Below are 25210 nucleotides of genomic sequence, written 5' to 3'. Positions count from 1 at the left end.
CTACACAAGATCAGAGGCCGAGGTCGCGTGCCACGATCAGGCGCTGGACCTCGGACGTCCCCTCACCGACTTCCAGGATCTTGGCGTCGCGGTAGAACCGGCCCACCGCCGACTCGTTCATGAACCCATACCCACCGTGCACCTGGGTCGCGGCGCGGGCGTTGTCCATCGCCGCGTTGCCGGCGTGCAGTTTGGCGAGTGCGGCGTGCCGCTTGAAGTCGGTTCCTTCGAGCATCCGCGCCGCGGCGTCGTAATACGCCAGCCGAGCCGTGTGCGCCCGCAACTCCATGTCCGCGATCATGAACTGAATCGCCTGGTAAGCCCCGATGTTCCGGCCGAACGCGGACCGTTGGGCGGCATAGGTGACCGACTCGTCCACGCATCCCTGAGCGAGTCCCGTCGCCAGCGCCGCGATAGCGATGCGTCCCTCGTCCAGGATCCGGAGGAACTGGGCGAGGCCGCGCCCGCGCGCTCCGAGCAGATTGTCGCCGGGCACCCGCACGTCGTCGAAGGCCAGTTCATGTGTGTCCGAAGCACACCAGCCGACCTTGGAGTATCCCGGCGCGACGGTGAAACCCGGCGTGCCGGAGGGCACGATGATGGTGGACAGCTCCTTGGCGCCGTCCGCGCCGACGCCGGTGACCGCCATGACCGTGACCAGGGTGGTGATGTCGGTGCCGGAATTGGTGATGAACGCCTTGGCTCCGTTGATCACCCATTCGTCACGGGCGTCGTCGTAGACCGCTCGCGTGGTGATCCCCCCGGCGTCCGACCCCGCGCCCGGCTCGGTGAGCCCGAAGCCGGCCAGCGCCTCACCGCTGACCAGCGCGGGAAGCCAGCGCTCCTGCTGTGCCGGCGTGCCGTACCGAAAAAGCGGCATGGCACCCAGGGACACCGCCGCCTCCAGCGTGGCGGCCACTGAGCTGTCCACCCTGGCCAGCTCTTCGAGCACCAGGCAAAGCACGAAATAGTCGCCGTCCATGCCGCCCCAGCGCTCCGGGAACGGCAGACCAAAAAGCCCCATCTTGCCCATCTGCCGCACCACGTCGTACGGGAAGGTGTGCTTGTCGTAGTGCTCGGCGATCACGGGCGCGATCTGCTCGCGAGCGAAGTCCCGGACGCTCGCACGCAGCGCCTCCTGCTCCTCGCTGAGACGGAAGTCGACCATCGTTTGTGCTCCTGTCAGACGGGCGTGACGCCGTGCCGGCGCCGGGAGAAGTCGCGTTCCTTGCCGCGGGCCGCGGCGAACCGGCGGACGAGCTCACCGCGCAGGGCGGCCGGCTCGACGACGGTGTCGACGACGAGTTCGCTGGCGAGCCGCAACACGTCGATGTCGCTCTCGTACTCGGCTCGGCGCTGTGCCACGAACGCGTCTCGTTCGTCCGGCTCCAGCGCAGCGATCTTGTTGGCGTACACGGCGTTGATCGCGGCCTCCGCACCCATCACGGCGATCTTCGCGGTGGGCAACGCCAGCGTGGCATCGGGCTCGAAGCCGGGCCCGGCCATGGCGTACAGACCCGCCCCGTACGCCTTGCGCACGACGACGCAGATCTTGGGCACCGTGGCCTCCGACACCGCGGAGATCATCTTGGCGCCGTGCCGGATGATGCCCTGCTTTTCCACCGCCGAGCCGACCATGAACCCCGGCACGTCGGAGAGGAAGAGCAGCGGCAGGTTGAACGCGTCGCAGAGCTGCACAAACCGGGTCGCCTTGTCCGCCGAGTCGACGAACAGGACCCCGCCCTTGAAGAGCGAATTATTGCCGACCACACCGATCGGCCTGCCGTTCAGACGCGCGAAGCCAACGGTCAGCTCCTTGGCCCACAGCGCCTGGATCTCGAAGAAGGTGCCCTCGTCGACGATGCCGCGGATGTAGCGGCGCATGTCGAACGCCTGCCGTTCGTTCGCCGGAACCAGGGCAGCGAGGTCGATCTCGGCCGGTTCGGCGGCGGCCGTCTGCGGGGGCGCTTCCCGCCAGTTCTGCGGTACGTACGACAGGTACTGACGGACCACGTCCAGCGCTTGCGCCTCGGACTTGCACAGGAAGTGCCCGACCCCCGACTCGGCGCAGTGCACCCGGGCGCCCCCCATGGCCTCCAGCGTGGTCTTCTCGCCGGTCACCATCTCGACCATGCGGTCCGAGCCGAGGTACATGCTCGCGTTGCCGTCGACCATCGCGACCACGTCGCAGAACGCCGGGATGTATGCGCCACCCGCGGCCGACGGGCCGAACAGGGCGCAGATCTGAGGCACCGAGCCCGAGGCACGGACCTGGGTGTGGAAGATCTTGCCGGCCCCGCGCCGACCGGGGAAAAGGTCGACCTGGTCGGTGATCCGGGCACCCGCCGAATCGACGAGGTAGATCATCGGGACGCCTGTGGCATAGGCCCGCTCGATGATCCGGATGATCTTTTCGACCGTACGGGCACCCCAGGACCCGGCCTTCACGGTGGAGTCGTTCGCCATCAGGCAGACGTCGCGACCGGCGATGCGGGCGGCACCGGTGATCACTCCGTCGGCCGGGAGGCCGTCGGCCAGGCTGTTGGCGAAGAGCCCGTCCTCGACGAAGGAACCCTCATCGACAAGCGATGCGATCCGCTCGCGGGCGAACATCTTCCCCTTCGCGGCGTTGGCCGCGTGGTAACGCTCCGCGCCCCCGCTGATCACGCGCTTGCGGGTGCTTTCCAGCGATCCGCCGTTGTCGAGCGACACAGGACCCCCTATCGGAACTGAACGATCGTTAATGTAGCCCATCGTTTGGGGCCACACAACGAGAACGGGGGAGCATCACAGGCCCGTTTGCCGAGCTGGCGGCGCCACGGAGCCGGACTCACACCAACCTGGTGCGGGGTCCGGCGCGGAGCACGCCGGACGCGAGCGTGCGGCCGATCACCTTCTCGGCCATCTCCGCCACCGTGATCAGCTTGTCCAGATCGATACCGGTGGCGATGCCCATGTCGTGCAGCATGTGCACGAGTTCCTCGGTGGCAATGTTGCCGGCCGCCCCCGGCGCGTACGGGCAGCCACCGATGCCTCCGACGCTGGCGTCGAATTCGGTGATGCCCAGGTCCAGGGCGGTCAGCACGTTGGCCAGCCCGGTCCCTCGGGTGTCGTGGAAATGCAGCAGATCCGGGCGCACCTCGGCCAGCAGGTCACGCACGCGCCGCGGGGTTGCCATCCCGGTGGTGTCGCCGAACGCGATGCGGTCCGCCCCGTCCGCGCGCACCCGCTCCACCAGGGAGGCGACATCCGACGGGTCGACGTCCCCCTCGAAGGGACAGCCGAAACTGGTCGCGACGATGACCTCCACCGTCGCCCCGGCCTCGTGGACCAGGGGGATCAGCGCGGCGATGTCGTCCAGCGAATCCGCCGTGGACCGGTTCAGGTTGCGCCGGTTGTGCGTGTCGCTGGCCGACACGACGACCTCGATCTCACGGAATCCGGCACGCCGGGCACGCTCCGCGCCGCGCGTGTTCGGCACCAGCGCCGAGTAACGCACGTCGGGGTTGCGGGTCATCCCGGCCCACACCTCGTCCGCGTCGGCCATCTGGGGAATGGCCCGCGGATGCACGAACGAGACGGCCTCGATCCGCCCCACTCCGGTCCCGCTCAACGCGTCGATCAGCGCGATCTTCGCGTCGGTCGGGATCGGGGCTTCGTTCTGCAGGCCGTCCCGGGGGGCGACCTCGCGGATCGAGACCGCACTCGTCATGGCTGTCACCTCATCCGTGCGACGATTCCCGTGTCATAGTCGCCGCCGACGAACTCCGCGTTGTCCAGCAGCTCGGCGAAGAACGGCAGGTTGTTCTTCGGCCCGGCGATCTGGAAGTCGGCCACCGCGGCGCGTGCCTTGGCGATCGCGTCCTGCCGGTCGGTGCCGTACACGATCAGCTTGGCCATCAGGGAGTCGTAGAACGGGGTGACCGTGGTATCCGCGGCGAAGCCGGAGTCGACGCGGACGCCGTCACCGCTGGGCTCCGACCAGGTGGTGATCTTGCCCGGTCCGGGCAGAAAGCGCTTGGGATCCTCGGCGTTGACCCGCAGCTCGATCGCGTGCCCGCTGGTCGGGGCGTCGACCGAGAAGGTGATCGGCTCGCCGGAAGCGATGCGCAACTGCTGCTCGACCAGGTCGATGCCGTGGATGAGCTCGGTGATCGGGTGCTCCACCTGCAGACGGGTGTTCATCTCAAGGAAGAAGAACTCGCCAGTGGCCGGGTCCAACAGACACTCGACCGTGCCGGCGTTGCGGTAGTTCACCGCCTCACCCGCGCGCACCGCGGCGGCCAGGAAGCGTTCCCGCAGCTCCGGAGAGACCGCCGGGGAGGGCGCCTCCTCGACGAGCTTCTGATTGCGCCGCTGCACCGAGCACTCCCGCTCGCTGAGCGCGATCACCCGCCCGTCGGCCAGGCCGAGAATCTGCACCTCGACGTGCCGTACGCGCGGGAAGTAGCGCTCAATCAGCACGGAACCGTCGCCGAACATGCGCTCGGCAAAGCTGTGCACCTTGTCGTACTCGACGCGCAGAGCGGCCTCGTCGGCGGCCACCGCCATGCCCATGCCGCCACCGCCCGCCGCGGCCTTGACCATCACCGGGTATCCGATGGTGTTCGCGGCCTCGACCGCCGCCTCCACGGTCGCCGCCGGGTCGTGCGTGCCCGGTGCCACCGGCACACCCGCGTCCGCCATCAGGTTGCGTGCATTGATCTTGTCACCCATCGCGGTGATCGCCTCCGCGGACGGACCGACCCAGATCAGGCCGTTGGTCGCCACCGCGCGCGCGAAGTCGGCGTTCTCGCTGAGGAAGCCGTATCCGGGGTGGACGGCTTGCACGCCGGTGGACTTGGCCGCGGCCAGGATGGCCTCGGTGTTGCGATAGCTCTGTGCCGGATTTGCCGGGCCGACACAGATGGCCTCGTCCGCCTCGACGACGAACGGCATGCCCGCGTCGGCCTCGGAATACACGGCAACGGTGCGGATGCCGAGCCGCTTGGCGGTACGGATGATGCGGCGAGCGATCTCGCCTCGGTTGGCGATGAGCAGCGAGTCGATCATGTCCATCTTTCTATCAGCGATCGGACGCGGGAATTCCCTACTGGCCGACCAGCGCAATCGCGGTGGCCTCACACAGCAGGGTCGCACAGCGATCCCGGTCCACCTCGCCGCCGAGGAACGGCGTGGAGTTCATCAAACCGAAGGCGGCATGCGCGAGCACACGTGCCTCCGCTGCGTCGATGCCGGGACGCAGCGCCGTCAGCACGCCGACCCACTCCTCCACGTAAAGCCTCTGCAGGCGGCGAATCTGCCGGCGTGGTTCCTGCGGCAACCGGTCCAGTTCGTGCAGATGCAACGCGATGACGGCCGGGTTCTCCAGGGCGAACTCGACGTGGAAGCTGATCAGGTCGGTCAGCGCGGCGTGCGCGTCATCGGGATGCCTGGCCACCCGTTCGCGGCCACCGTGCAAAAGGCCCTCGCTCACCGGGATCAGGGCGGCGGCCAGCATCGCCTCCTTGCCGGCGAAGTGGTGATAGAGCGCCGGCCCGGTGACTCCGGCCGCGGACCCGATGTCGTCCATCGAGACGCCGTGGTAACCCCGTGCCGCGAAGAGGCCGACGGCGATCTCGAGAATCTCCTCCCGGCGCGAACGCCGGCGCGGAGCGGGCGCCCCCGTCCGCTGCTGCTGATCTAGCGTTGTCACAGGCAAACTCTATCCTGCTGTCAAGCCGACCCTGAACGATCGTTCATCATGCGGCATTCCCGATCGGTCAGCTCATCCCGCCAGGTTCCGTGCCGCGGGCGATCGGAGCGCGCACCAGGTTGCCCCACTCGGTCCAGGAACCGTCGTAGTTGCGCACCTGCGGGTAGCCGAGCAGGTGATGCAGGACGAACCAGGTGTGACTCGACCGCTCGCCGATCCGGCAATATGCGATCACGTCATCGCCGGACTCCAAGCCGAGGTCGTCACGATAGATCTTCTGCAGCTCGTCGGCCGGCTTGAAGGTGCCGTCCTCGCCGGCCGCGGACTTCCAGGGCTTGCTCACCGCGCCCGGAATGTGCCCACCCCGCAAGGCACCCTCCTGCGGGTACGCCTCCATGTGTGTGAGCTCGCCGGTGTACTCCTGCGGCGAACGCACGTCCACCAGTGGCCGACCGCTGGAGATGTGCGCCATGACCTGATCGCGGAAGGCTCGCAGCGGCGCGTCCTCGCGCAGCGGCTCGGGATAGGCGGCAGGCTCGCGGACGGTCTTCTCCCGCGTCAGGGTACGGCCCTCGCTCGCCCACTTCTGCCGACCGCCGTCCAGCAGCCGCACGTCACGGTGCCCGAACAGGCTGAACACCCACAGCGCGTACGCCGCCCACCAGTTGAAGTTGTCGCCGTAGAAGACGATCGTGTCGTCACGACCGATCCCTTTGGCACGACACATCGCGGCGAACGCCGCAGGGTTGAGATAGTCCCTGGTGAGCTGGTCGTTCAGCTCCAGATGCCAGTCGACCTTGACCGCGCCGGGGATATGACCGGTGTCGTAAAGCAGGACGTCCTCGTCCGACTCGACCACGACCAGCCCCGGAGTGTCGAGGTTGGCGGCGAGCCACTCGGTGGTGACCAGCTTCTCGGGGTGCGCATAGGCCTGCAGGTGCGGTGCCGGATCGTTCGGGACGGACATGACTTCACCGTATCGCTTTCCGCTCAGTGCCCGACCGGGCCGAGCTCCGGGCGCTTGGCGGTGCGCACGTCGCCAGAGGACCGGCCCAGCAGATGCCGGCCGACCCACGGCGCCAGATGCTCCCGCGCCCAGCGCAGATCCGCGCCCCGGGCCAGCAGCCACGGGGTCGGCGCGGGCACCGGCGGCACCAGCATCCACGCTTCGTCCACGCCCACGCCGAGCGCGTTCAGCACATGACCGGCGACCCGCCGGTGGCCGGCCGCGGACAGGTGCAGCCGGTCCGCGCTCCACATGGCCGGATGCTGGAAGGCTGCGTCACTGAACAGGTCGATCAGGATGGCGCCGTAGCGCTCCGCCGTCTCCTGCGCACCGTCGTTGAGCACCGCGGCCCGTGCGCCGACGATGCGCTGGGCGGGCAGGTGGGCGGTGACGTCGGCGAATCGGAACAGGATCACGTCAGCGCCAACCGCTCGCAGTCGCGCGATCGCTGGCTCGATCCGGCGGACCAGGGCCCGCGCATCGGCCCGGGGCCGCAGCACATCGTTGCCGCCCGCGGCGAAGCTGACCAGATCCGGCCGCATGGCCAGCGTCCGTTCGAGTTGCTCCTCCAGGACCTGGTCGAGGCGGCGGCCGCGGATCGCGAGGTTGGCGTACTGGAAGTCGGGGCCGGAGTCGAGCGCCAGGCGGGCGGCGACCAGATCGGCCCAGCCGCGATAGGAGCCGTCCGGATAGGCGTCGTTGAGGCCCTCGGTGAAGCTGTCACCCATCGCCACGAAACGCCGCCAGGCCATTGCCGCTCACCCCCTGAACGCGAGTTCATGCGCCGCCGACGTGACAGTTTTTCACTTCGTGGCGAGGAAATGCATCGTGACGATCGCGACACCCTGATTCACCGCCTTCACCACGTGTAACAGGCGAATCGCCCGGGTATCCGTTTCACCGACGACGCGGGGAGGGTTCACCATGAACAGGAACGCGGTCGGCGAAGTGATGACGCGCCGCGTGGTGTATCTGCCGGACGACACCATGGCGGACGAAGCGGCCCAGGCGATGCGCGATCAAGGCATCGGTGATGTGGTGGTCACGCACGGCTCGACCATCGCCGGACTGGTGACCGATCGGGACATCGTGATCCGGGTCGTCGCCGAGGGTCTGCGGCCCAGCGCCACTCCCCTGTCCGCGGTCGCCACCCGTGAGCTGATCATGATCGAGCAGTCGGCGACGGTGGACGAGGCGGTGCTGGCAATGCGCCGCCGTCGGGTCCGCAGGCTGCTGGTCTGCGATGCCGACCGGTCGCCCGTGGGCATCCTGAGCCTCAGTGACGTGGCTCTCCACCCGGCGACCGCGTCGGCGTGATCGCTGCCATGCCGAGCGTACTGTCGCGGGGGTGACCGACATGCCGCCGAAGCTCGCCGAGATCGTCGAGGAGTTCGCCTCCGCGCCGCGCGAGGTCGTGCTCGAAATGCTGCTGGAATTCTCCGACGCGGTGCCCCCACTGCCGGCGGGGATGGCCGCGCACGAGGGCATGGAGCAGGTCCCGGAATGCCAGACACCGTTCTTCCTCAAGGCCGACGTGCGCCCGGACGGCACCGTGACGACGCACTTCGACTGCCCGCCTGAGGCGCCTACTACCAGGGCTTTCGCCGGCATCCTGGCCGAGGGCCTGGCGGGCGCGGACGCGGCCGGGATCCTCGCGGTGCCAGACGATCTTTACGCCACCATGGGCCTCGCCCAGGCGATCAGCCCGCTGCGCGTCCGCGGCGGCACGGCGATCCTGGCGCGCCTCAAACGCCAGGTACGCGAGCAGACGGAGTGATCGTGGACATTCAGGTGTGGTCGGACATCACGTGCCCGTGGTGCTACCTGGGCAAACGCCGCCTCGAAGCGGCGCTTGCCGGCTTCGGCCGCCCGGTGCGCATCACCTATCGAGCCTTCCAGTTGGACCCGTCGCCGCCACCCCGCCGGATGTCGGTCAAGCAGGCACTGGCCGCCAAGCTGGGCGGCCCTGCCCGGGCCGAGCGGATGTTCGCCCAGGTGACCTCGCTGGCCGCGAGCGAGGGGTTGATCCTCGACTTCGACCGGGCGGTGGCGACCGACACCTTCGACGCGCACCGGCTGGTGGCCTGGGCGGCGCGGCACGGACGGCAGGCCGACATGGTCGAAGTGCTGCACCGGGCGCACTTCACCCAGGGCATCGACGTGGGGTCATTCCCCGACCTGGCCGCCCTCGCCGGAGTCATCGGGCTGGACCGCAACGCGGCGCTGCACTGCCTGGTGTCCGGCTGGGGCGCCGACATGGTCCGATCCGACCTGGTCGCCGCGCGCGACCTGGGCATCACCAGCGTGCCGACGTTCGTGATCGACGGCCGGTTCGCCGTGCAGGGCGCCCAGGAGGTGGCCATGCTGCGCGAGGCCCTGGCCGAGATTCAGCGGCGGGAGATCATCGACACCCGTCGATGACGTTTCACGTGGAACGTGGTTCCGTGGCCAGCCCGTCGATCACCTCGGCTCCGGGCAGCGCGCCGAGCGCCGGGCCGGCGACCGAGATCTTGCTGTGCCGGACCCCGGAACCGACGACGACGTGCGGGGTGGCGACCACGCGCGAGTCGACCAAAATCGGCCACTCCTTGGGCAGCCCGATCGGGGTTATCCCGCCGAACTCCATGCCGGTCAGACGGACCGCGTCGGCCATCGGCGCGAAACTGGCCTTACGGGCGTCCAGGTACCTGCGAACCACACCGTTCACGTCGGCACGCGTGGTGGCCAACACCACGCACGCGGCGTAACGGGTCACCTCGCCCCGCCGACCCGCGACGATCACGCAGTTCGCGGACTCCTCCGGACGTACGCCGTACGCCTCGCAGAACGCCGCGGTGTCAGCCAGGTCCGGATCGATCGGCGCCACCATCACCTGGTCGCCGTCGACCGGTGCCTCGGGCGGCATGACTTCCAATGCGGCCGCCACCGGAGCGGCCAGCAGATCGAGCCGGGAAACAGCCGGCTCAAGCTTCAAGCTTCCCATCACGCCGCCATCCTTGCGCACGTACGGGCGGGATGCCACGCGGGCGCGACCGGCAGCGCATTCGGCTCAGGCCCCGGCCCAACCTGCCGACTCTGAGTAACTGTGAGAGAGCGTCGCAGGGCGCGAGTGGGCACGGTGAGCGGGCTCGCTCTGCTCGTCGGGGGAACTGCGGTGGCCGCGGTCGCCGGCGGCACGCACTCCATGTTCGCGACGCTTCTCCTCGGCCTGCTCACCGCCGGCATGGGCCATGCGTTGCTGGATGAGGTCGGACGTCAGGCCGGTCGCCGCGTGCCGCGCTGGGTCGCGCACGACACGGTCAACGCCGTCCTGCTGAGCACCTGGACGGCGACCGCGCTGACGGCTTCGCTTCTGCCGCCGGTATCGCTGCGCCTGCGTATCGTCTGCGACGTTCTCGCCCTCGGCTACGCCCTCACCTGCGGCCACTTCGTCGTGCAACGGCGCCGGACCATCGCCCGTGTGACCCGCGAGCAGGCTGGCGCGGGTGCCGGCCGGCCGGCACCCGCGCCAGCCACCTGAGCGAAATTCGGTTGCCATCGACCACCCCGCCCTTATCCTCCGTCGAGTGCGATATCGATCATCGGATGAGGACAGCGCCCGGTGGGACGGGTTTCCATTCCGCGCCGGCGACATCGTGATCAGCACCCGGTCCAAGAGCGGCACCACATGGATGCAGATGATCTGCGCGCTGCTCATCTTCCAGACGCCGGAGCTGCCCGCACCGCTGGCCACGCTCTCGCCGTGGCTGGACTGGCTGGTGATCGACCGCGATGAGGTGTACGCCCGGCTGGAGGCCCAGCCGCACCGCCGCTTCATCAAGACGCACACGCCGCTGGACGGCGTGCCGATCGATCCGCGAGCCACCTACATCGTGGTGGCCCGGCATCCCCTCGACATGGCCGTGTCCCTGTTCCATCAGGGGAACAACCTCGATCGGGCGCGGCTCGCCGAACTGGCCGGCAACGTCCCTCCCGACGAGACGGCGGCTCCGGAGACGCCGCCCACCATGCACGACTCGTTGCTCGGCTGGATTCACCACGACGTCGCCCCGGCCGACGCGATGGACTCGCTGCCCGGCGTCATGTGGCACCTCAGCGACGCCTGGCACCGACGGCACGAACCCAACGTCGTCCTCGTCCACTACGCCGACCTGAGCGCCGACCTGGACGGTGAGATGCGACGCATCGCCGCCCGGCTCGGCATCGAGGTTCCCGCGCAGCGATGGCCCGAGCTCGTCGACGCGGCCGGGTTCGCGCAGATGCGCTCGCGGGCCGCCGAACTCGCCCCCAACCCGGTCGGCGTGCTCAAAGACACCCGCGCCTTCTTCCGGCGCGGCAGCTCGGGGGCGGGACGCGAACTACTCACCGAGCAGGAATTCGCCGACTATCGCGATCGCGCCTCCCAGCTCGCCCCCGCCGACCTGCTGGGGTGGTTGCACCGCTGATGCCGACGCGGCCCGTTCCGCCGCTTCACACGCTGCTCAGCACCTGCTCCAGCCGTTCCGGCCGCAACGGCCGAGCATGATCGTGCCGGCTGTCCGCAAACGCCTTCAGGATCCGCCGCCGCTCGGACTCCGCCAGAATTCCGGCGAACGGTGAGGTGCGCCGCAACCTCACCGCGTACTCCGCCGACGAGGTCAGCGCTTCCAGCACCGCCTCGGTGCCCTCGTCGAGCACCGCGTCCCAGCGGTCCAGCCACTCCCATGCGGACCCGTCGGGATGGCGCCGGCGCAGGCGGCGGAGGTTGATCGAGGCGGCGGCGAGCACCGCCGACGGATTCGCCACCACCTTGCCGGCCACCGCCCGGTGCAGCCACAGAGATCGCAGTTCCTCGCGGGTCAGCGACGGCTGGATCAACGCCTCGACGTCGCTGCGCCGGATCCTGCGCTGCCCGCCGACCCGTACGGATGGCAGCAGGCCACGCATGCACAGATCCACCACGTGCGCGCGCGAGGACCGGAGCAAGACCGCCGCCTGACCCGTCGACAACATGTGAAGCGTGCGCATCGTCACACGCGAATATTCTCGCGCGCACGATCTCCATGCAAGAACCGAACGGTCATTGACTCTTACACGCGAAAGCGGTCCCCCGTCCCCGGATCACCCGTCGTCGCAAAAACTTCGTTCCGGGGTGCAGGCTCCCCCGCCACTCGCGCGTCTCTCCTCATGTGTCGACGCCACGAGGGTCGACACCGTGCCATACAGAGATCCTCGTCAGGACGGACGGGGATCGCGACAGAGGGGGATCCATGCAGAAGGCGAAGATGATGGCTCGCGCCGCGACCGTGATGTGCGCCGGCGCCATGGTCGCGGTCGGCGTCGCCGGCCCGGCCACAGCCGCCACGACAACCGGCTCCGCGGCGAAGGCGGACACCCCGACCACGGCCGCCACCGACCCGGTGCTGTCCGGCGACCGCTGGGTCACCATCGTGCGCGTCCAGTCCTTCGAGTCGGGCGTGGCCCTGCCCGAGGACGGCTTCCTGCGCGAGGCGGACGACGACAGCGGACGGCAACTGTTCGTGCCGAAGCCCCTCGGCGGCGACGAGTACCTGATCAAGGCGTACGACGACGCCAACGACCGGCCGCTGTGCTGGCAGGAGTACCACCCGCAGACCACGGCCTCGCTGCGCGTCGAGGGGGCATCCTGCAACCCCCGCAAGCCCGAGCAGCGCTTCACCATCACCGCCGTGGGCGACGAGGAGTACGCGATCAGCAACCGGTCGGCGTACCTGCAGCGGGCCTCGAACGGGAACCTGATCCTGGAGGAGCTGGGCGACGCGGCGCTGGACGACACGTACCGTCTGGTGGACAACGGCCCGGCGCCGCACTCGTGCCACTGACCCCCGCCACGGGGTAGTTCGTCGGGACGGGGATGCCCCGGCTGGCCGCGGCCAGCCGGGGCATCCCCGTCCCGACGGACGTCAAACTCATCGGCGTTCCGGCCGGCCGATGGGCTCGCGGCGGAACGGCGCTCAGCACGGCCGCACCGTCGGTCACCATGGACATGCGTGAGGAAGTGTTCGCACGATCGGACGCGTCCGCTGTCACCGCACAGCTCGTGGCGACGCTCACCGACGCCGTCACTTCCGTTTTCGGCGACGATTGTCGCGACGACGTTCTCGTCGAACTGATCGGCCAGCCCACGTCGCGGTCCGGGCTCGGCGGAAAGGTCATCGGCAACGGCGGTCCACGCGCCTAGCCCGCCGAGAACGACGTGCACCCGGCGTCAAGGCAGCCCGCTCGACTTACGCCGTTTCTCCCAAGGAGCCCCGAAGGCGGGCGCAGGCCCGAATGCTGCCAATCCCGCCTTGGCGGAAACGACTTCCAGCGCAACAGGTGGTGTGGTGGAGCCCAGGGGACTTGAACCCCTAACCCCCGCCTTGCAAAGGCGGTGCTCTGCCAGTTGAGCTAGGGCCCCGGAAAGAACGAAGCTTATCGCAGGTCGGGCGCTGTGGTCGCCTCGTGCCACAGAGCGCGCTCGTCGCTGGATGCCTTGACACGCTTCATGATGAGAGTTGCCGCGCCGACCAGGCCGGCCAGCACCAGAAGCTTCTTCAGCATGGCCTCTCCTCACGTCGGTGTCGGTGTCGAGGTGCGAGTGGGGCTAGCTGGAATCGAACCAGCGACCTCAGAGTTATCAGCTCTGCGCTCTAACCGACTGAGCTATAGCCCCTCAGCAGCGACACCGAAGGTTAGCTTATCGCGCACTGCCACCCAAATTCGGGGGCGGCCACGCTGGGCCGCCCCCGAACCCGGCAATCAGTCGCGCTCGGCCAGGGTCAGCTCGACGCCGCCGACCAGGTCGGCACAGACGTTGTAGATGAACGCACCGAGGGTGGCCAGGGCGGTGAAGAGCACCACGTTGACCGCGCCGATGAGCATCGACGTGCCGATGACGCCCCATGCGGTGACCCGGAACCCACCGCCGTCGGAGGCGGACCCGCCGCTGGCGTTCACCAGTTCGCCGAGGCTGCTGTTGACCTCCGTCCAGACGCCCATGGCGTCCAGCGCGAGGTAGAGCACGGAGGTGGCGACGACCACGACGATGAAGAGCACGATCGACACGGCGAACGAGAACTTCATCACGGACCAAGGATCGATCCGCTTGAGGTTGAGCCGTGCCCGCCGCGGCCCGCGGGCGGCCGCGGACGACACCGTGGCGCGGGCGGACCGCATCGTCTCGGCGACGCGGGCGGCGCCCACGGCGGCACCGCCGGCCGCCGAGCCCGATCCGGGCCGCTTCGCACCCGGGTCGCCGGGACGGCCGTCACCGGGGCGACCGGACGGGCCACCGCCGGGCTGCTGCGGTTGCTGACCGGGCTTGCCGGGTGCCGTGCCGGGTCGCGATCCGGTGCCCGGAGCGGCGCCCTTGCCCTTCGTGACGATCGGCACGGTCGCCGAGGCCTTGGCTACGGCCGGTGATGCCGGCCGCTTGGGTTCAGAGGCGTCACCGTCGGCAGCCGGATCACCCGGAGGCGGGGCCATGCCCGGCGCCCGAGTGAATTTGGGCGGGGACGAGGCGTCGCCGGAAACCGACGCGCGACCAGCGGCGTCGCGGCCGGGTTCGCGACCGGCTTGCGCAGCGCCGCCGTCCTTCTTCGGCTCCTCGTCGACCGGAGTAGTCGGGGCACCCGGGCCCCCCGACTTCGCCGTTGTCTCCGTCATCAACTAGTCCTGTTCGTCAGGCTCGTCGGCATTGCGAGCAAGCGCCACGATGGTTACACCTTCGGGGAGGTCCATCAGCTTGACCCCCATTGTGTTCCGATCCCGCGTGCGCCGTACAGGCTTCACGGGAGTCCGGATCACACCACCATTGCTGGTGATGGCAAACAGTTCGTCCTCCGGGCTGATCACCAAGGCGCCGACCAGTCCACCACGACGCTCCGTGATTTTCGCAGTCAGCACGCCCTTACCACCCCGACCCTGCACCGGGTACTCCTCGATGGGCGTCCGTTTCGCGTACCCACCGTTGGTGGCCACCAAAACGTCCATCCCGTCCTGTACCAGCTCCATGGCGAGGAGCTCGTCGGCCTCTCCGAAGCGCATGCCGATGACACCGGAGGTGGCGCGACCCATCGGGCGCAACGCCTCGTCGGTCGCGTTGAACCTGATCGCCTGGGCCTTCTTCGACACCAGGAGCAGATCGTCTTCCGGAGCTGCCAGCGCGGCACCCACCAATTCGTCATCCTCCCGCAGGTTGATGGCGATGATGCCACCGCTGCGGTTGGAGTCAAATTCCGCCAGCCGGGTCTTCTTCACCAGACCATTCTTGGTTGCCAGCACAAGGTACGGTGCCACCTCGTAGTTCGGGATCTGGATCACCTGGGCGATGTGTTCGTCCGGCTGGAACGCCAGCAGGTTGGCCACATGCTGGCCCTTGGCCACCCGGTTGGCCTCGGGGAGCTCGTATGCCTTGGCGCGATACACACGGCCCTTGTTGGTGAAGAAGAGCATCCAGGAGTGCGTGGAGATCACGAAGAAGTGGCTGACGATATCGTCCTGACGCAGTGACGCACCGCTCACGCCCTTGCCGCCGCGCTTCTGCGAGCGGTAGAGGTCGGCCTTGGTCCGCTTCGCATATCCGGTACGTGTGATTGTTACCACAACATCCTCGCGGGCGATGAGGTCCTCCATGGAGACCTCGCCGTCGAACGGGATGATCTGTGTCAACCGGTCGTCGCCGTACTTCGCGGTGATCTCGGCGAGCTCCTCGGACACGATCGTCCGCTGGCGTTGCGGCTTGGCCAGGATGTCCCGCAGATCGGCGATCTCGATCTCGATCTTCGCCAGCTCGTCGATGATCTTCTGTCGCTCCAGCGCGGCCAGCCGCCGCAACTGCATGTCGAGGATCGCCTGGGACTGCACCTCGTCGATGTCGAGTAGCTGGATCAGGCCCTGACGGGCGTCCTCGACGGTCGGCGAGCGCCGGATCAGCGCGATCACCTCGTCGAGCATGTCGAGCGCCTTCACCAGACCACGCAGAATGTGCGCGCGTTCCTCGGCCTTGCGCAGCCGGTAGGCGGTGCGCCGGCGGATGACCTCGATCTGGTGCTCGACGTAGAACCGGATGAACTGCGCCAGGTTCAGCGTCCGTGGTACCCCGTCGACCAGGGCGAGCATGTTGGCGCCGAAGGTGTCCTGCAACTGGGTGTGCTTGTAGAGGTTGTTCAGCACCACCTTGGCGACCGCGTCCCGCTTGAGGACCAGGATCAGCCGCATGCCCGTACGCCCGGAGGACTCGTCCCGGATGTCGGCGATGCCGGTGAGCTTGCCCTCCTTCACCAGCTCCGCGATGCGTTCGGCGAGATTGTCCGGGTTGACTTGGTACGGCAGTTCAGTGACCACGAGGCAGGGCCGGCCGCGCGGGTCCTCCTCGACCTCGACCACGGCACGCATCCGGATCGAGCCACGACCGGTCCGGTACGCCTCCTGGATGGCCGACTGACCGACGATCAGCCCCCGGGTGGGGAAGTCGGGTCCCTTCACGATCTCGATCAGCGCTTCGAGGGTGGTGGCCTCGTCGACCTCGGGGTTGTCCAGGCACCACTGGACGGCGGCGGCGATCTCCCGCAGGTTGTGCGGCGGGATCTTGGTGGCCATGCCGACCGCGATCCCCTCGGAGCCGTTGACCAGCAGGTTGGGGAAGCGCGCCGGCAGGATCGACGGCTCCTTGGCGCGGCCGTCGTAGTTGTCCTGCATGTCGACGGTGTCCTCGTCGATGTCCCGCAGCATCTCCATGGCCAGCGGGGCGAGCTTCGACTCGGTGTTGTGGCTGACGAACCCGTTGGTGACGAACGCGTGGTCCTCGGTGTCCACCCGGATGCTGTAGACGGCACGCGGTCCGGCGTCCGCCACGCCGGTCACCATCGCGTACGAGAAGGCGGTCGGTGCGGCCGAACCGGGCAGGATGCGCGACGGGTGATCGATGTCCGCGATGTCCGGGCTGCGCAGCGGCGCCGGCAGCGACCAGGAATCGCCCGGTCGCGCCACGAGGTCGCCCGGGGCCAGCTCGGAGAGCAGCAGCCAGCGCAGCACCGGCGCACCGGCCGCACCGGGCACCGCGCACAGCACCGGGTGGTTCCGCGTGCCGACCAGCTCGTCGCCGTCGGTGGTCAGGATCCGCACGGTGGGATGCGTGCCGGAGTGGAAGAAGGCGTTCGCCCGCACCGGCTCGCCGGTGAGGCCCGCGACCTTAATGTCGATCGAGGTCTCCGAGGAGGGCGCGGCGTCCGGCACCAGGGTGTCGATGCGCACCTCGTCGCCATCCGCCATGCGGACCAGCGTGTCGCCGGCCACGCAGTAACGCATGGCCGCGGGCGGGTCGTTGCCGGGTGAGCCGAAGTTGCCGTTGCCGTCGATCAGCGGGTAGCGCAACGACCATGGCTGGGCCATGCGGACCAGGGCGTCATAGATCGACGAGTCGCCGTGCGGGTGATAGTTGCCCATCACCTCGCCGACCACGCGAGCGCACTTGACGTATCCGCGGTCGGGCCGGAATCCGGAGTCGTACATCGCGTAGAGGATCTTGCGGTGCACCGGCTTGAGGCCGTCGCGGACGTCGGGCAGGGCGCGGCCGACGATCACGCTCATCGCGTAGTCGAGGTACGAGCGCTGCATCTCGACTTCGAGGCCGACCGGCTCGATCCGATCGGTGACGGCGCCGCCGACCGGGTTCTCCTCGGTCGCGTCGCCGGGGGGCTCGGGAGTGTCAGTCACTGTTAACCCTTACTCAACCAAGATTCGGACAAAAGCCCGAAGGCTGTGCTTTTAGCTGTGGATAAGGCTGTGGAAATACGCTGCGTGCTGTGGACGGGCCGTGCCGTCCTTGCGAGACAGCGTTTCAGAACGTTCCCAATCAAATATCCAGGAAGCGGACATCTTTCGCGTTTCGCTGGATGAACGATCGGCGCGCCTCGACGTCCTCACCCATCAGCACGCTGAACAGCTCGTCCGCCACCGCCGCGTCGTCCAGGGTGACCTGGCGCAGGGTGCGGGTAGCCGGGTTCATCGTGGTGTCCCACAGCTCCGTGTAGTTCATCTCCCCCAGGCCCTTGAAGCGCTGGATGTCGTCCGGCTTGGCGTTTGCCTTCTTCTGCTGGCGCAGCGCGATGAGGCCGTCGCGTTCCCGGTCGGAGTACGCGTATTGGGCATCGTCCCCCTTCCGGTTCCACTTGATCTTGTAGAGCGGCGGGGCGGCCAGGTAGACGTGCCCCTGCTCGACCAGCGGGCGCATGAAGCGGAACAGCAAGGTCAGCAGCAACGTCTGGATGTGCTGGCCGTCCACGTCCGCGTCGGCCATCAGCACGATCTTGTGGTAGCGCAGCTTCGCGATGTCGAACTCGTCATGGATGCCGGTTCCCAGAGCGGTGATCAGCGCCTGGACCTCGTTGTTCTTCAGCACCCGGTCGATACGGGCCTTCTCCACGTTGAGGATCTTGCCGCGGATCGGCAGGATCGCCTGCGTCACGTTGTCGCGGCCCTGCTTGGCCGAGCCGCCGGCCGAGTCGCCCTCGACGATGAACACCTCGGACGCCCGCGGGTCGGTGGACTGGCAGTCGGCCAGCTTGCCGGGCATCGACCCGGACTCCAGCAGCGACTTGCGCCGGGCCAGCTTGCGGGCCTGCTGCGCGGCGATGCGCGCGCGGGCCGCCTGAGACGCCTTGGTGATGATGGTCTTGGCCTCGGCCGGGTTGCGGTCGAACCAGTCGGCGAGCCGCTCGTTGGCGATCTTCTGCACGAAGCTCTTCATGTCGGTGTTGCCGAGCTTCGTCTTGGTCTGGCCCTCGAACTGCGGGTTCGCCAGCTTCACCGAGATGATCGCGGCGAGGCCCTCACGGATGTCCTCCCCGGAGAGCTTCTCGTCGTTCTTCAGCAGCTTGCGCTCCACGCCGTAGCGGTTGACCGTGTTGGTCAGCGCGGCCCGGAAGCCCTCCTCGTGCGTACCGCCCTCGTGGGTGTTGATCGTGTTGGCGAACGTGTAGACCGACTCGCCGTAGGACTCGTTCCACTGCATGGCGATCTCGACCGCCATGCCGTCCTCGAGCGCCTCGGACTCGAACTCCACCACCGACTTGTGGATCGGGTTCTTCGTGTTGTTCAGGTGCCGCACGAAGTCGGCGATGCCTCCCGCGTACATAAAAGTGACCCGGCGGCCGTTGCCGTCCGCATCCACCGAATCGGGGCGCTCGTCGACCAGGTTGATGGTCAGCCCCTTGTTGAGGAATGCCATCTCCTGGAGCCGGCGGTAGATGGTCTGGAAGTCGAAGTCGACCGTCTCGAAGATGGTCGGGTCGGGCCAGAACTGCACCGTCGAGCCAGTGGTCTGGGTGGCCTCGCCCTTCTCCAGCGGGCCGGGCTTGGAGGCGGTGTATTTCTGCCGGTAGACGTGGCCGGACTTGTGGATCTCCACGGCCATCCGGGTGGACAGCGCGTTCACCACCGAGACACCCACACCGTGCAGACCGCCGGAGACCGCGTACGCCTTCCCGTCGAACTTGCCGCCCGCGTGCAGCACGGTCAGCGCGACCTCGACGCCGGGCTTCTTCAGCTTCGGGTGCAGGTCCACGGGGAAACCACGGCCGTTGTCGGTGACCGAGACGCCGCCGTCGGACAACAGGATCACGTCGATGGTGTCGCAGTAGCCGGCGAGCGCCTCGTCGACGGCGTTGTCGACCACTTCCCAGACGAGGTGGTGGAGTCCGCGCTCGCCGGTGGAACCGATGTACATGCCCGGGCGCTTGCGAACCGCCTCAAGACCCTCAAGGACGGTGATGGACTCGGCACCGTATTCCTGCTTCTTCTCTGCCACCCTTGGCCACTTTCTCGTCCCCGGCGCCGTTGTGCGGCACCGGACACGGGGTTGGCGGGCAGGCGGGCGCTCGGCGGGCAGGGCACACACGACAACCCGCGGGAGAAGGCGGACCACCGGTGGAGCCGAGCCGCGCCGGTCGCCGCGGTCGCCCGCGGATCGTGATCGGCTGGAAAACATCGCGTAGCGTGACGAGGGGCCGATCACCGCTCAGGGCGGCAAGGGGCCGTACGAAACGCTTGTGACGTTCCCGGTCTGTCTCGATTCTACTCCGCCGGATCGAGTATTTGCGGGTCCGGCACCCTCTTCCGGGTGCCTCAGATTGCCGCAGCCGCCCGCAGGGCGCTACCCACGGGTCCCCCTACACGAGCCGACAGTAGTGCGCAATGTCGAATGATGCGGCCGCCACACCCCAGGGCGCGCCTGCCGAACAATCCGGCCACGCGCTGCGACACTGCCTCGCAACGGTGGGCAGTGGTGCCGTACCCTGCCCGCGCGGGCCGGTGTCGCCGCCGGACGGCCGCACGGCTCAGGTCGAGGAGAGGTGTGCCCCATGGCGCTGGACAAGGGGCTGGAGAATGTCGCGGTCAACTGGCCGCGGACCAGTGAATACTACGACCCGGTGGCTCCCGCGGAGTTCGTCGACTTCGGCGCCGTGGCGGATGCTCCCGATGTCGCAGCACCCACCGGAGCCCTCGCGCTGCACATCGCCAAGACCGGCACGGTACGCGCCACCGCGTACACCGAGCTGGTCGATCTTCTTCTCGGGCTGGACGGCGTGCTGTATGCCACGGATGCGGCCGCGGAGGATGAGGACCCAGTGATCGACCCGGACGGGTGCGCCTGGATTGCCGGCGGATTGGAGCGCTTCGTCGAGGGCCACGAACCATACGGCGATCTGGTCACCTTCGACAGCGTGGCGAGCGTGATGCGCAACGCGGTGGCCTCCGGACGTCTCGCCGAGCAGCAGCTACGCTGGCTGGACCACCGGCTGACGGCGCTGCGCGACGACGCGGGCAACCCGCCGCACTGGACGTTCGCCCGCACCGAACTGGCCATCCTGGCCGGCTTCTATCGCCGCTGCGCGGAGCGCGGATTCGCGGTCTTCGCCAGTTACTGACCGTTCGCTCTGCATGGCCCGGCCGGCACCCCGGGATCAGCCGTAGGTGTCGCGCGGCCCCCGGCCCTGCACCCGGCGTGGTCCGCGAGCCCACGACGGCGCGGCCGGGCCGTGGATGTTCAGCCGGGTCACCACGTTGTGCCCGATCTCGCGAGCGATGTTGCGCAGCAGCGTGGCCGACAACATGCGTAACTGCGTGGCCCACGCGGTGGACTCGGCCTCCACGGTCAGCACGCCCGCGTCCAGCTTCACCGGCCGGCTGTGCTTGGCGATGTCCGCGCCGACGACCTTCTCCCAGGCACCGAAGACAGTGGCCTCCGCGCGCGGCTTCTCCCAGCCGCGCGCCTTCATCAAGCGTTCCAGAACGGCGCCGAACGGCTGCGGATCCCGCGGATCGGGTCCCGGACCGGAATAGCCCCGTAGCCGCCGCCCCTCCCCCGGGCCGCCGCGCCGTCGCTGGGGGCGCGGGGCGGCACGCCGCTTGGCCAGGGCGGCGTCGAGCACGGCGCGGGCGAGTTCCGGACCGGCCGGTGCGGAACCGTCCGGTGCGGAACCGGCCGGTCCGCCGTCGGGCGCCGGCGTGGCGGGCTCATTCGACACGGGTCACCGCTCCGGGTGTGACGTCGTAACGGGCACCCCGAAGGGTACTCGGCACGTCCTCGGCGACGGCACAGGTGACCAAGAGCTGCGTCGCGCCGGACACCAGCCCGGCCAGCCGGTCCCGGCGGCCCGCGTCCAGCTCGGCGAACACGTCGTCCAGGATCAGCACCGGTTCGATGCCGTCCGTGCGCAGCAGGTCGTAGGCGGCAAGCCGCAGGGCGAGGGCGAGCGACCAGGACTCGCCGTGGCTCGCGTACCCCTTGGCCGGCAGCTCGCCGAGGCCGAGAAGGAGATCATCGCGGTGCGGACCGACCAGGGTGGTCCCCCGCTCGATCTCCGCCGTGCGGCGCTCGTTCAGCGCGGCCAGCAACGCCTCCTCCAGCGCGGCCCGGTCCGGCGTCAGCCCGTCACCGAGCCTCGACTGATAGGCCACCGAGGCCGACGTACGCCCCGCGGCCACCGCGTCGTACGCCTTCGTCACGTGCGGCCCGAGGGCGGCGACCAGCTCGATCCGGCCGGCGAGCAGCTCCGCGCCGTGACGCGCCAGGTGCTGGTCCCACACGGCGAGCGTGGAGAGGTCCTGCCCCTTCGTGCCGCCGACCTTGCGGGTCAGGTAAGCGGTACGCAACAACGCGTTGCGCTGTTTGATCACCCGGTCGTAATCGGCGCGCACTCCGGCGTACCGCGGAAGGCGCGCCACCAGCAGGTCGTCGAGGTAGCGGCGCCGCTCGGCCGGCTCGCCGCGCACCAGCTCCAGATCCTCCGGGGCGAACAGGACCGTGCGCAACGCGCCGATCACCTCGCGGGGACGGCGTACCGGAGAGCGGTTGAGCCGAGCGCGGTTGGCCTTGCCGGGCACAAGCTCCAGCTCGACCAGCAACTCCCGCCCGTCGTGCACGATCGCGCACCGGATCACCGCCGACGCGGCGCCCGCCCGGACGAGCGGGGCGTCCGTCGCCACCCGATGACTGGTCAGGGTGGCGACGTATCCGAGGGCCTCGACCAGATTGGTCTTGCCCATCCCGTTGCGGCCGACGATAACGGCCACACCCGGGTCGAGATCAACCGAGATCCGCTCGTACGAACGAAAATCGGTCAACTCGACCCGGCGTACGTGCATGGATCAGTTGACGACCGCGTGACCGCCGAACTGCTGACGCAGCGCGGCGACGGCCTTCATGGCCCGGGAGTCGTCCTGGCGAGACTCGAAGCGGGCGAACAGCGACGAGGCGATGACGTGCAGCGGCACCGCCAGGCGGACCGCCTCGTCCACCGTCCACCGGCCCTCGCCGGTGTCCTCGGCATAGCCCTTCAGCTTGGCCAGTTCCGGGTCCCCGTCCAGGGCACGGTCCAGCAGGTCGAGCAGCCAGGACTTGACCACGCTGCCCTCACGCCAGCTCTTGATCGCACCAGGGACATTGTCCACGTACTCGGAGGCTTCGAGCAGCTCCCAACCCTCGGCGAGCGCCTGCATCATGCCGTACTCGATGCCGTTGTGAACCATCTTCGTGTAGTGGCCGGCACCGACCGGACCAGCGTGCACGAAGCCGTACGGTCCCTCGGGCTTGAGCGCGTCGAAGATCGGCTGGGCCTTGGCGACGTCCTCGGCGGAACCGCCGACCATCAGGGCGTACCCGTTCTGGCTTCCCCAGATGCCGCCGGAGACGCCGCAGTCCAGGTAGCCGATGCCCTTGGTGGCGAGATGCTCGGCCCGGGGCGCGTCGTCGACGAACTTGGAGTTGCCACCGTCGATGACGATGTCACCCTCGGACAGCAGCTCGCCGAGCTGACCGATCACCTCGTCGGTGATCTGGCCGGCCGGCACCATGGACCAGATGACCCGCGGTGCCGAGAGTTTCTCGACCATCTCGGCGACGCTGGCGGCATCGCTGATCTCCTGGTTGCGGTCGTAACCGACGACCTCGTGCCCGGCGCCGCGCAGGCGCTCGCGCATGTTGCCGCCCATTCGGCCGAGACCGATAAGGCCGAGCTGCATGGTGTTCCCCCTAGCAAATGTGTGGTTCTACGCCCTCAGTATCAGCGCGTTACCCGGATCGGCATGATCAGATAGCGGTAACCGGGCACGATTTCGCCGTCTTCGGACGCGGGGGAGATCACCGCGGGCTTGAACGCGTCGACGAACGAGAGCACAGCGTTCGGAGCTCCGAGGTTCTGCAGGCCGTCGATGAGGTACTGCGGGTTGAAGCCGATGGTGAGCGGTTCGCCGGTGAAGGTGGCATCCATCGCCTCGCTGGCGCGGGCTTCCTCGGTGCCGCCGGCCTCGACCACGAGCCCCTCGTCGTTGAAGCTCAGCAGCACCGGGGTGGTGCGCTCGGCGACCAGCGCCACCCGCCGGACCACCTCGATGAGGCCGGCCACCGTCACCCGGGCCTCGGCGTTGTGGCTGGCCGGGAAGAGCGAGCGGACCGGCGGGTAGTTGGCACCGTCCAGCAGCCGGCTGGTGGTGCGCCGGGTGCCGCCAGCGAAACCGATCATGCCCTCGCCGGCGTTGCCGTGCGCCAGAGCCACGGTGACCGCGCCGCCGAGGGGCCCGAGCGTTTTCGCGGTGTCGTTCAGCGTCTTCGCCGGCACCAGCGCGTTCAGGCTGATCTCCGGGTCGTCCGGCTGCCATTCCATCTCACGCAGGGCCAAGCGGTACCGGTCGGTGGCCAGCATCGCCAGGCTGGAACCGTTCAGCTCGATGCGGACGCCGGTCATCATCGGCAGCGTCTCGTCGCGTCCGGCCGCGATGGCCACCTGAGCCACCGCGGCGGCGAAGGCCGGCGCATCCACGGTGCCCGCGCTGGACGGCATCTCCGGCAACGTCGGATAGTCCTCGACGGGCATGGTCGGCAGGGTGAAGCGGGCGCTGCCGCACACCAGCTCCAGATGCGCGCCGACCGCAGCGACGTCGGCCGGCTTGGCCGGCAGCGCCTTGGTGATCTCGGCGAGGAGACGCCCGGAGACCAGCGCGGCGCCGTCCGCGTCCGCCTGCACCTCGACGGTGACCTGGCTGGAGACCTCGTAGTCGAAGCCGGAGACGTGCAGTCTGCCGTCGGTCACGCGCAGCATGACCCCGGCGAGGACCGGCACCGACGGCCTGCTGGGCAGGCTCTTCGCCGTCCATGCCACGGCGTCGGCAAGGGCGTCTCGCTCCACCCGGAACTTCATGGTGTCCTCCGCGTGCTTCCTCTTATAGGGGCGGACTTGAGAACTCTATGGCGCGGGCCGCTGCGGCGTGCGCCCGCCCCCGGTGAGTTCTTCAGGCTCGACGGCCGTGAAGCCGGTCTGACGAGCATCCACACCTTCCACAACGGTGATGATTGGTTTTTGTTTTCTTAGAAGAGATAACTCGTCATCTTCATCGGGGCTGTGCACAGTGTGGAGAACCCGCGTTTACGCAGGTAGGAGGGTTATCCACCGGTGTGCAGCCTGTGTGAAACCGGGGTACAAACCCCCGTCTGCGTCCACAGTCGCGGACCGGGCGGAAGTTGTCCACCGTTGTCCACCGGCTATCCACCGGCTATCCACGGGGTTTGCCCCCAGGCCTGGGGATAACGCCGGAACGGTACCGGCTCGTCGTCCCCAGAACCTTCAACAGGAATTCCACACCCTTCCCGCACCGGTGGACAGGAAGATAACCCTCCGTACTTGTCCACAGCGGTTTCCCCAGGAGTTGTCCACATCTGTGGTTTGTGGGAGCCAGCGTTATCCACTGCTGGGGAAACTTCCTGGGGACAAGCGGTGGATAACGCTGGCACGCAACAGTCTCGTCCCATCCCTGTGGAATCCTGCGGACGCGTGACCCGTGAGGTGATCTCAGAGGGAGCATGTGCAGGCCGAACCCCGTCGACGCGGTGCCGCAACACGTCATTCCCGTTTCGTACCGGCTCCGCCCCCGCGTGCCGTGCCCACCCCCCCGCGTCGCGTCCCCCCGCGTCGCGCCCCCCCCCGCGTCGCGCCCGCCCCGCCCCGCCCCGC

25 protein-coding genes and 2 tRNA genes are annotated in these 25210 nt (G+C 68.6%); 8 read left to right on the top strand and 19 right to left on the bottom strand.

Annotation, left to right across the window (positions count from 1 at the left end):
* Nucleotides 1–10: 10 nt before the first annotated feature.
* The 7 genes from IEY73_RS15375 to IEY73_RS15345 form a co-directional block, all read right to left on the bottom strand.
* Nucleotides 11–1168, bottom strand: coding sequence for an acyl-CoA dehydrogenase family protein (locus IEY73_RS15375; RefSeq protein WP_189079889.1), 1158 nt, complete (start codon nt 1166–1168; stop codon nt 11–13).
* Nucleotides 1169–1182: 14 nt separating this feature from the next.
* On the bottom strand, nt 1183–2712 hold the full coding sequence (locus IEY73_RS15370) for an acyl-CoA carboxylase subunit beta (RefSeq protein ID WP_189079888.1): 1530 nt from the start codon (nt 2710–2712) through the stop codon (nt 1183–1185).
* 118 nt (nt 2713–2830) lie between these two features.
* A complete protein-coding gene (locus IEY73_RS15365) occupies nt 2831–3712 on the bottom strand; it encodes a hydroxymethylglutaryl-CoA lyase (RefSeq protein WP_189079887.1) in 882 nt (293 codons plus the stop codon).
* A gap of 5 nt (nt 3713–3717) precedes the next feature.
* Nucleotides 3718–5052 (bottom strand): acetyl-CoA carboxylase biotin carboxylase subunit, encoded by a 1335-nt coding sequence (locus IEY73_RS15360; protein WP_189079886.1) that lies wholly within the window; start codon nt 5050–5052, stop codon nt 3718–3720.
* Between the two features lie 37 nt (nt 5053–5089).
* Nucleotides 5090–5695: a TetR/AcrR family transcriptional regulator gene (locus IEY73_RS15355; protein ID WP_189079885.1), complete on the bottom strand. Its 606-nt coding sequence runs from the start codon at nt 5693–5695 to the stop codon at nt 5090–5092.
* 67 nt (nt 5696–5762) lie between these two features.
* A complete protein-coding gene (locus IEY73_RS15350; protein WP_189079884.1) occupies nt 5763–6662 on the bottom strand; it encodes a sulfurtransferase in 900 nt (299 codons plus the stop codon).
* 23 nt (nt 6663–6685) lie between these two features.
* On the bottom strand, nt 6686–7453 hold the full coding sequence (locus IEY73_RS15345) for an SGNH/GDSL hydrolase family protein (protein WP_189079883.1): 768 nt from the start codon (nt 7451–7453) through the stop codon (nt 6686–6688).
* Nucleotides 7454–7625: 172 nt separating this feature from the next.
* On the opposite strand from IEY73_RS15345, the gene IEY73_RS15340 reads away from it, so the two are divergent.
* From IEY73_RS15340 to IEY73_RS15330, 3 genes are read left to right on the top strand one after another with little or no spacing between them, the layout of a single operon-like run.
* Complete coding sequence (locus IEY73_RS15340) at nt 7626–8018, top strand: CBS domain-containing protein (RefSeq protein ID WP_189079882.1); 393 nt, start codon at nt 7626–7628, stop codon at nt 8016–8018.
* Between the two features lie 31 nt (nt 8019–8049).
* Nucleotides 8050–8478, top strand: coding sequence for a SufE family protein (locus IEY73_RS15335; RefSeq protein ID WP_189079881.1), 429 nt, complete (start codon nt 8050–8052; stop codon nt 8476–8478).
* Between the two features lie 2 nt (nt 8479–8480).
* Nucleotides 8481–9122 (top strand): DsbA family oxidoreductase, encoded by a 642-nt coding sequence (locus tag IEY73_RS15330; protein WP_189079880.1) that lies wholly within the window; start codon nt 8481–8483, stop codon nt 9120–9122.
* A 4-nt stretch (nt 9123–9126) separates the two neighbouring features.
* Here IEY73_RS15330 and IEY73_RS15325 read toward each other — a convergent pair whose 3' ends face one another.
* Nucleotides 9127–9684, bottom strand: a complete 558-nt coding sequence (locus IEY73_RS15325) for a YbaK/EbsC family protein (RefSeq protein WP_189080000.1) — start codon at nt 9682–9684, stop codon at nt 9127–9129.
* 135 nt (nt 9685–9819) lie between these two features.
* Between IEY73_RS15325 and IEY73_RS15320 the strand changes: the two genes are divergently transcribed.
* On the top strand, nt 9820–10221 hold the full coding sequence (locus tag IEY73_RS15320; RefSeq protein ID WP_189079879.1) for a hypothetical protein: 402 nt from the start codon (nt 9820–9822) through the stop codon (nt 10219–10221).
* A 46-nt stretch (nt 10222–10267) separates the two neighbouring features.
* Nucleotides 10268–11146: a sulfotransferase domain-containing protein gene (locus IEY73_RS15315; RefSeq protein WP_229715858.1), complete on the top strand. Its 879-nt coding sequence runs from the start codon at nt 10268–10270 to the stop codon at nt 11144–11146.
* A gap of 25 nt (nt 11147–11171) precedes the next feature.
* On the opposite strand, the gene IEY73_RS15310 is transcribed toward IEY73_RS15315, so the two are convergent.
* Nucleotides 11172–11708 (bottom strand): helix-turn-helix domain-containing protein, encoded by a 537-nt coding sequence (locus IEY73_RS15310; RefSeq protein ID WP_189079878.1) that lies wholly within the window; start codon nt 11706–11708, stop codon nt 11172–11174.
* Between the two features lie 242 nt (nt 11709–11950).
* On the opposite strand from IEY73_RS15310, the gene IEY73_RS15305 reads away from it, so the two are divergent.
* Nucleotides 11951–12541, top strand: a complete 591-nt coding sequence (locus IEY73_RS15305) for a hypothetical protein (RefSeq protein ID WP_189079877.1) — start codon at nt 11951–11953, stop codon at nt 12539–12541.
* 32 nt (nt 12542–12573) lie between these two features.
* Nucleotides 12574–12900 carry a hypothetical protein gene (locus tag IEY73_RS15300; RefSeq protein ID WP_189079876.1) on the top strand — a complete coding sequence of 109 codons (327 nt, stop codon included), beginning with the start codon at nt 12574–12576 and terminating at the stop codon, nt 12898–12900.
* 143 nt (nt 12901–13043) lie between these two features.
* Here the strand turns inward: IEY73_RS15300 and IEY73_RS15295 are convergent.
* The 6 genes from IEY73_RS15295 to gyrB all read right to left on the bottom strand — a co-directional run bounded on the left by IEY73_RS15295 (nt 13044) and on the right by gyrB (nt 19509).
* Nucleotides 13044–13119, bottom strand: a tRNA-Ala gene (locus tag IEY73_RS15295).
* Nucleotides 13120–13133: 14 nt separating this feature from the next.
* Nucleotides 13134–13262, bottom strand: coding sequence for a DLW-39 family protein (locus tag IEY73_RS33565; protein WP_229715857.1), 129 nt, complete (start codon nt 13260–13262; stop codon nt 13134–13136).
* 38 nt (nt 13263–13300) lie between these two features.
* Nucleotides 13301–13374, bottom strand: a tRNA-Ile gene (locus tag IEY73_RS15290).
* Nucleotides 13375–13460: 86 nt separating this feature from the next.
* Nucleotides 13461–14366 (bottom strand): DUF3566 domain-containing protein, encoded by a 906-nt coding sequence (locus IEY73_RS15285; protein WP_189079875.1) that lies wholly within the window; start codon nt 14364–14366, stop codon nt 13461–13463.
* Nucleotides 14367–14369: 3 nt separating this feature from the next.
* Complete coding sequence (gene gyrA, locus IEY73_RS15280) at nt 14370–17417, bottom strand: DNA gyrase subunit A (protein ID WP_444543376.1); 3048 nt, start codon at nt 17415–17417, stop codon at nt 14370–14372.
* A gap of 139 nt (nt 17418–17556) precedes the next feature.
* On the bottom strand, nt 17557–19509 hold the full coding sequence (gene gyrB / locus IEY73_RS15275) for a DNA topoisomerase (ATP-hydrolyzing) subunit B (protein WP_189079874.1): 1953 nt from the start codon (nt 19507–19509) through the stop codon (nt 17557–17559).
* 553 nt (nt 19510–20062) lie between these two features.
* On the opposite strand from gyrB, the gene IEY73_RS15270 reads away from it, so the two are divergent.
* Nucleotides 20063–20629: a hypothetical protein gene (locus IEY73_RS15270; RefSeq protein WP_189079873.1), complete on the top strand. Its 567-nt coding sequence runs from the start codon at nt 20063–20065 to the stop codon at nt 20627–20629.
* Between the two features lie 36 nt (nt 20630–20665).
* Here IEY73_RS15270 and IEY73_RS15265 read toward each other — a convergent pair whose 3' ends face one another.
* From IEY73_RS15265 to dnaN, 4 genes are read right to left on the bottom strand one after another with little or no spacing between them, the layout of a single operon-like run.
* Entirely contained in the window at nt 20666–21229 is a 564-nt protein-coding gene (locus IEY73_RS15265; RefSeq protein WP_189079872.1) for a DciA family protein, read from the bottom strand.
* Entirely contained in the window at nt 21219–22349 is a 1131-nt protein-coding gene (gene recF, locus IEY73_RS15260; protein ID WP_189079871.1) for a DNA replication/repair protein RecF, read from the bottom strand. Before recF ends, IEY73_RS15265 begins: the two co-directional genes overlap by 11 nt.
* 3 nt (nt 22350–22352) lie before the next feature.
* The gene (gene gnd, locus IEY73_RS15255) at nt 22353–23225 is read right to left on the bottom strand and encodes a phosphogluconate dehydrogenase (NAD(+)-dependent, decarboxylating) (protein WP_189079870.1); all 873 of its coding nucleotides are present in this window, start codon (nt 23223–23225) and stop codon (nt 22353–22355) included.
* 41 nt (nt 23226–23266) lie between these two features.
* Nucleotides 23267–24400: a DNA polymerase III subunit beta gene (gene dnaN, locus IEY73_RS15250; RefSeq protein WP_189079869.1), complete on the bottom strand. Its 1134-nt coding sequence runs from the start codon at nt 24398–24400 to the stop codon at nt 23267–23269.
* Between the last annotated feature and the right edge of the window lie 810 nt (nt 24401–25210).

Origin of the sequence: Mangrovihabitans endophyticus, assembly GCF_014646155.1 — a bacterium.
GTDB classification, from domain to species: domain Bacteria; phylum Actinomycetota; class Actinomycetes; order Mycobacteriales; family Micromonosporaceae; genus Actinoplanes; species Actinoplanes endophyticus.
This window is presented reverse-complemented; position numbering and strand designations above follow the sequence as displayed.

What these genes read in the sequence shown, in the direction of transcription:
- IEY73_RS15375 (WP_189079889.1), bottom strand. Translation starts at nt 1,168, where the DNA reads ATGGTCGACTTCCGTCTCAGCGAGGAGCAGGAGGCGCTGCGTGCGAGC.
- IEY73_RS15365 (WP_189079887.1), bottom strand. Translation starts at nt 3,712, where the DNA reads ATGACGAGTGCGGTCTCGATCCGCGAGGTCGCCCCCCGGGACGGCCTG.
- IEY73_RS15360 (WP_189079886.1), bottom strand. Translation starts at nt 5,052, where the DNA reads ATGATCGACTCGCTGCTCATCGCCAACCGAGGCGAGATCGCTCGCCGC.
- IEY73_RS15350 (WP_189079884.1), bottom strand. Translation starts at nt 6,662, where the DNA reads ATGTCCGTCCCGAACGATCCGGCACCGCACCTGCAGGCCTATGCGCAC.
- IEY73_RS15345 (WP_189079883.1), bottom strand. Translation starts at nt 7,453, where the DNA reads ATGGCCTGGCGGCGTTTCGTGGCGATGGGTGACAGCTTCACCGAGGGC.
- IEY73_RS15340 (WP_189079882.1), top strand. Translation starts at nt 7,626, where the DNA reads ATGAACAGGAACGCGGTCGGCGAAGTGATGACGCGCCGCGTGGTGTAT.
- IEY73_RS15325 (WP_189080000.1), bottom strand. Translation starts at nt 9,684, where the DNA reads ATGGGAAGCTTGAAGCTTGAGCCGGCTGTTTCCCGGCTCGATCTGCTG.
- IEY73_RS15310 (WP_189079878.1), bottom strand. Translation starts at nt 11,708, where the DNA reads ATGCGCACGCTTCACATGTTGTCGACGGGTCAGGCGGCGGTCTTGCTC.
- IEY73_RS15305 (WP_189079877.1), top strand. Translation starts at nt 11,951, where the DNA reads ATGCAGAAGGCGAAGATGATGGCTCGCGCCGCGACCGTGATGTGCGCC.
- IEY73_RS15300 (WP_189079876.1), top strand. Translation starts at nt 12,574, where the DNA reads ATGCCCCGGCTGGCCGCGGCCAGCCGGGGCATCCCCGTCCCGACGGAC.
- IEY73_RS33565 (WP_229715857.1), bottom strand. Translation starts at nt 13,262, where the DNA reads ATGCTGAAGAAGCTTCTGGTGCTGGCCGGCCTGGTCGGCGCGGCAACT.
- IEY73_RS15285 (WP_189079875.1), bottom strand. Translation starts at nt 14,366, where the DNA reads ATGACGGAGACAACGGCGAAGTCGGGGGGCCCGGGTGCCCCGACTACT.
- IEY73_RS15270 (WP_189079873.1), top strand. Translation starts at nt 20,063, where the DNA reads ATGGCGCTGGACAAGGGGCTGGAGAATGTCGCGGTCAACTGGCCGCGG.
- recF (WP_189079871.1), bottom strand. Translation starts at nt 22,349, where the DNA reads ATGCACGTACGCCGGGTCGAGTTGACCGATTTTCGTTCGTACGAGCGG.
- gnd (WP_189079870.1), bottom strand. Translation starts at nt 23,225, where the DNA reads ATGCAGCTCGGCCTTATCGGTCTCGGCCGAATGGGCGGCAACATGCGC.
- dnaN (WP_189079869.1), bottom strand. Translation starts at nt 24,400, where the DNA reads ATGAAGTTCCGGGTGGAGCGAGACGCCCTTGCCGACGCCGTGGCATGG.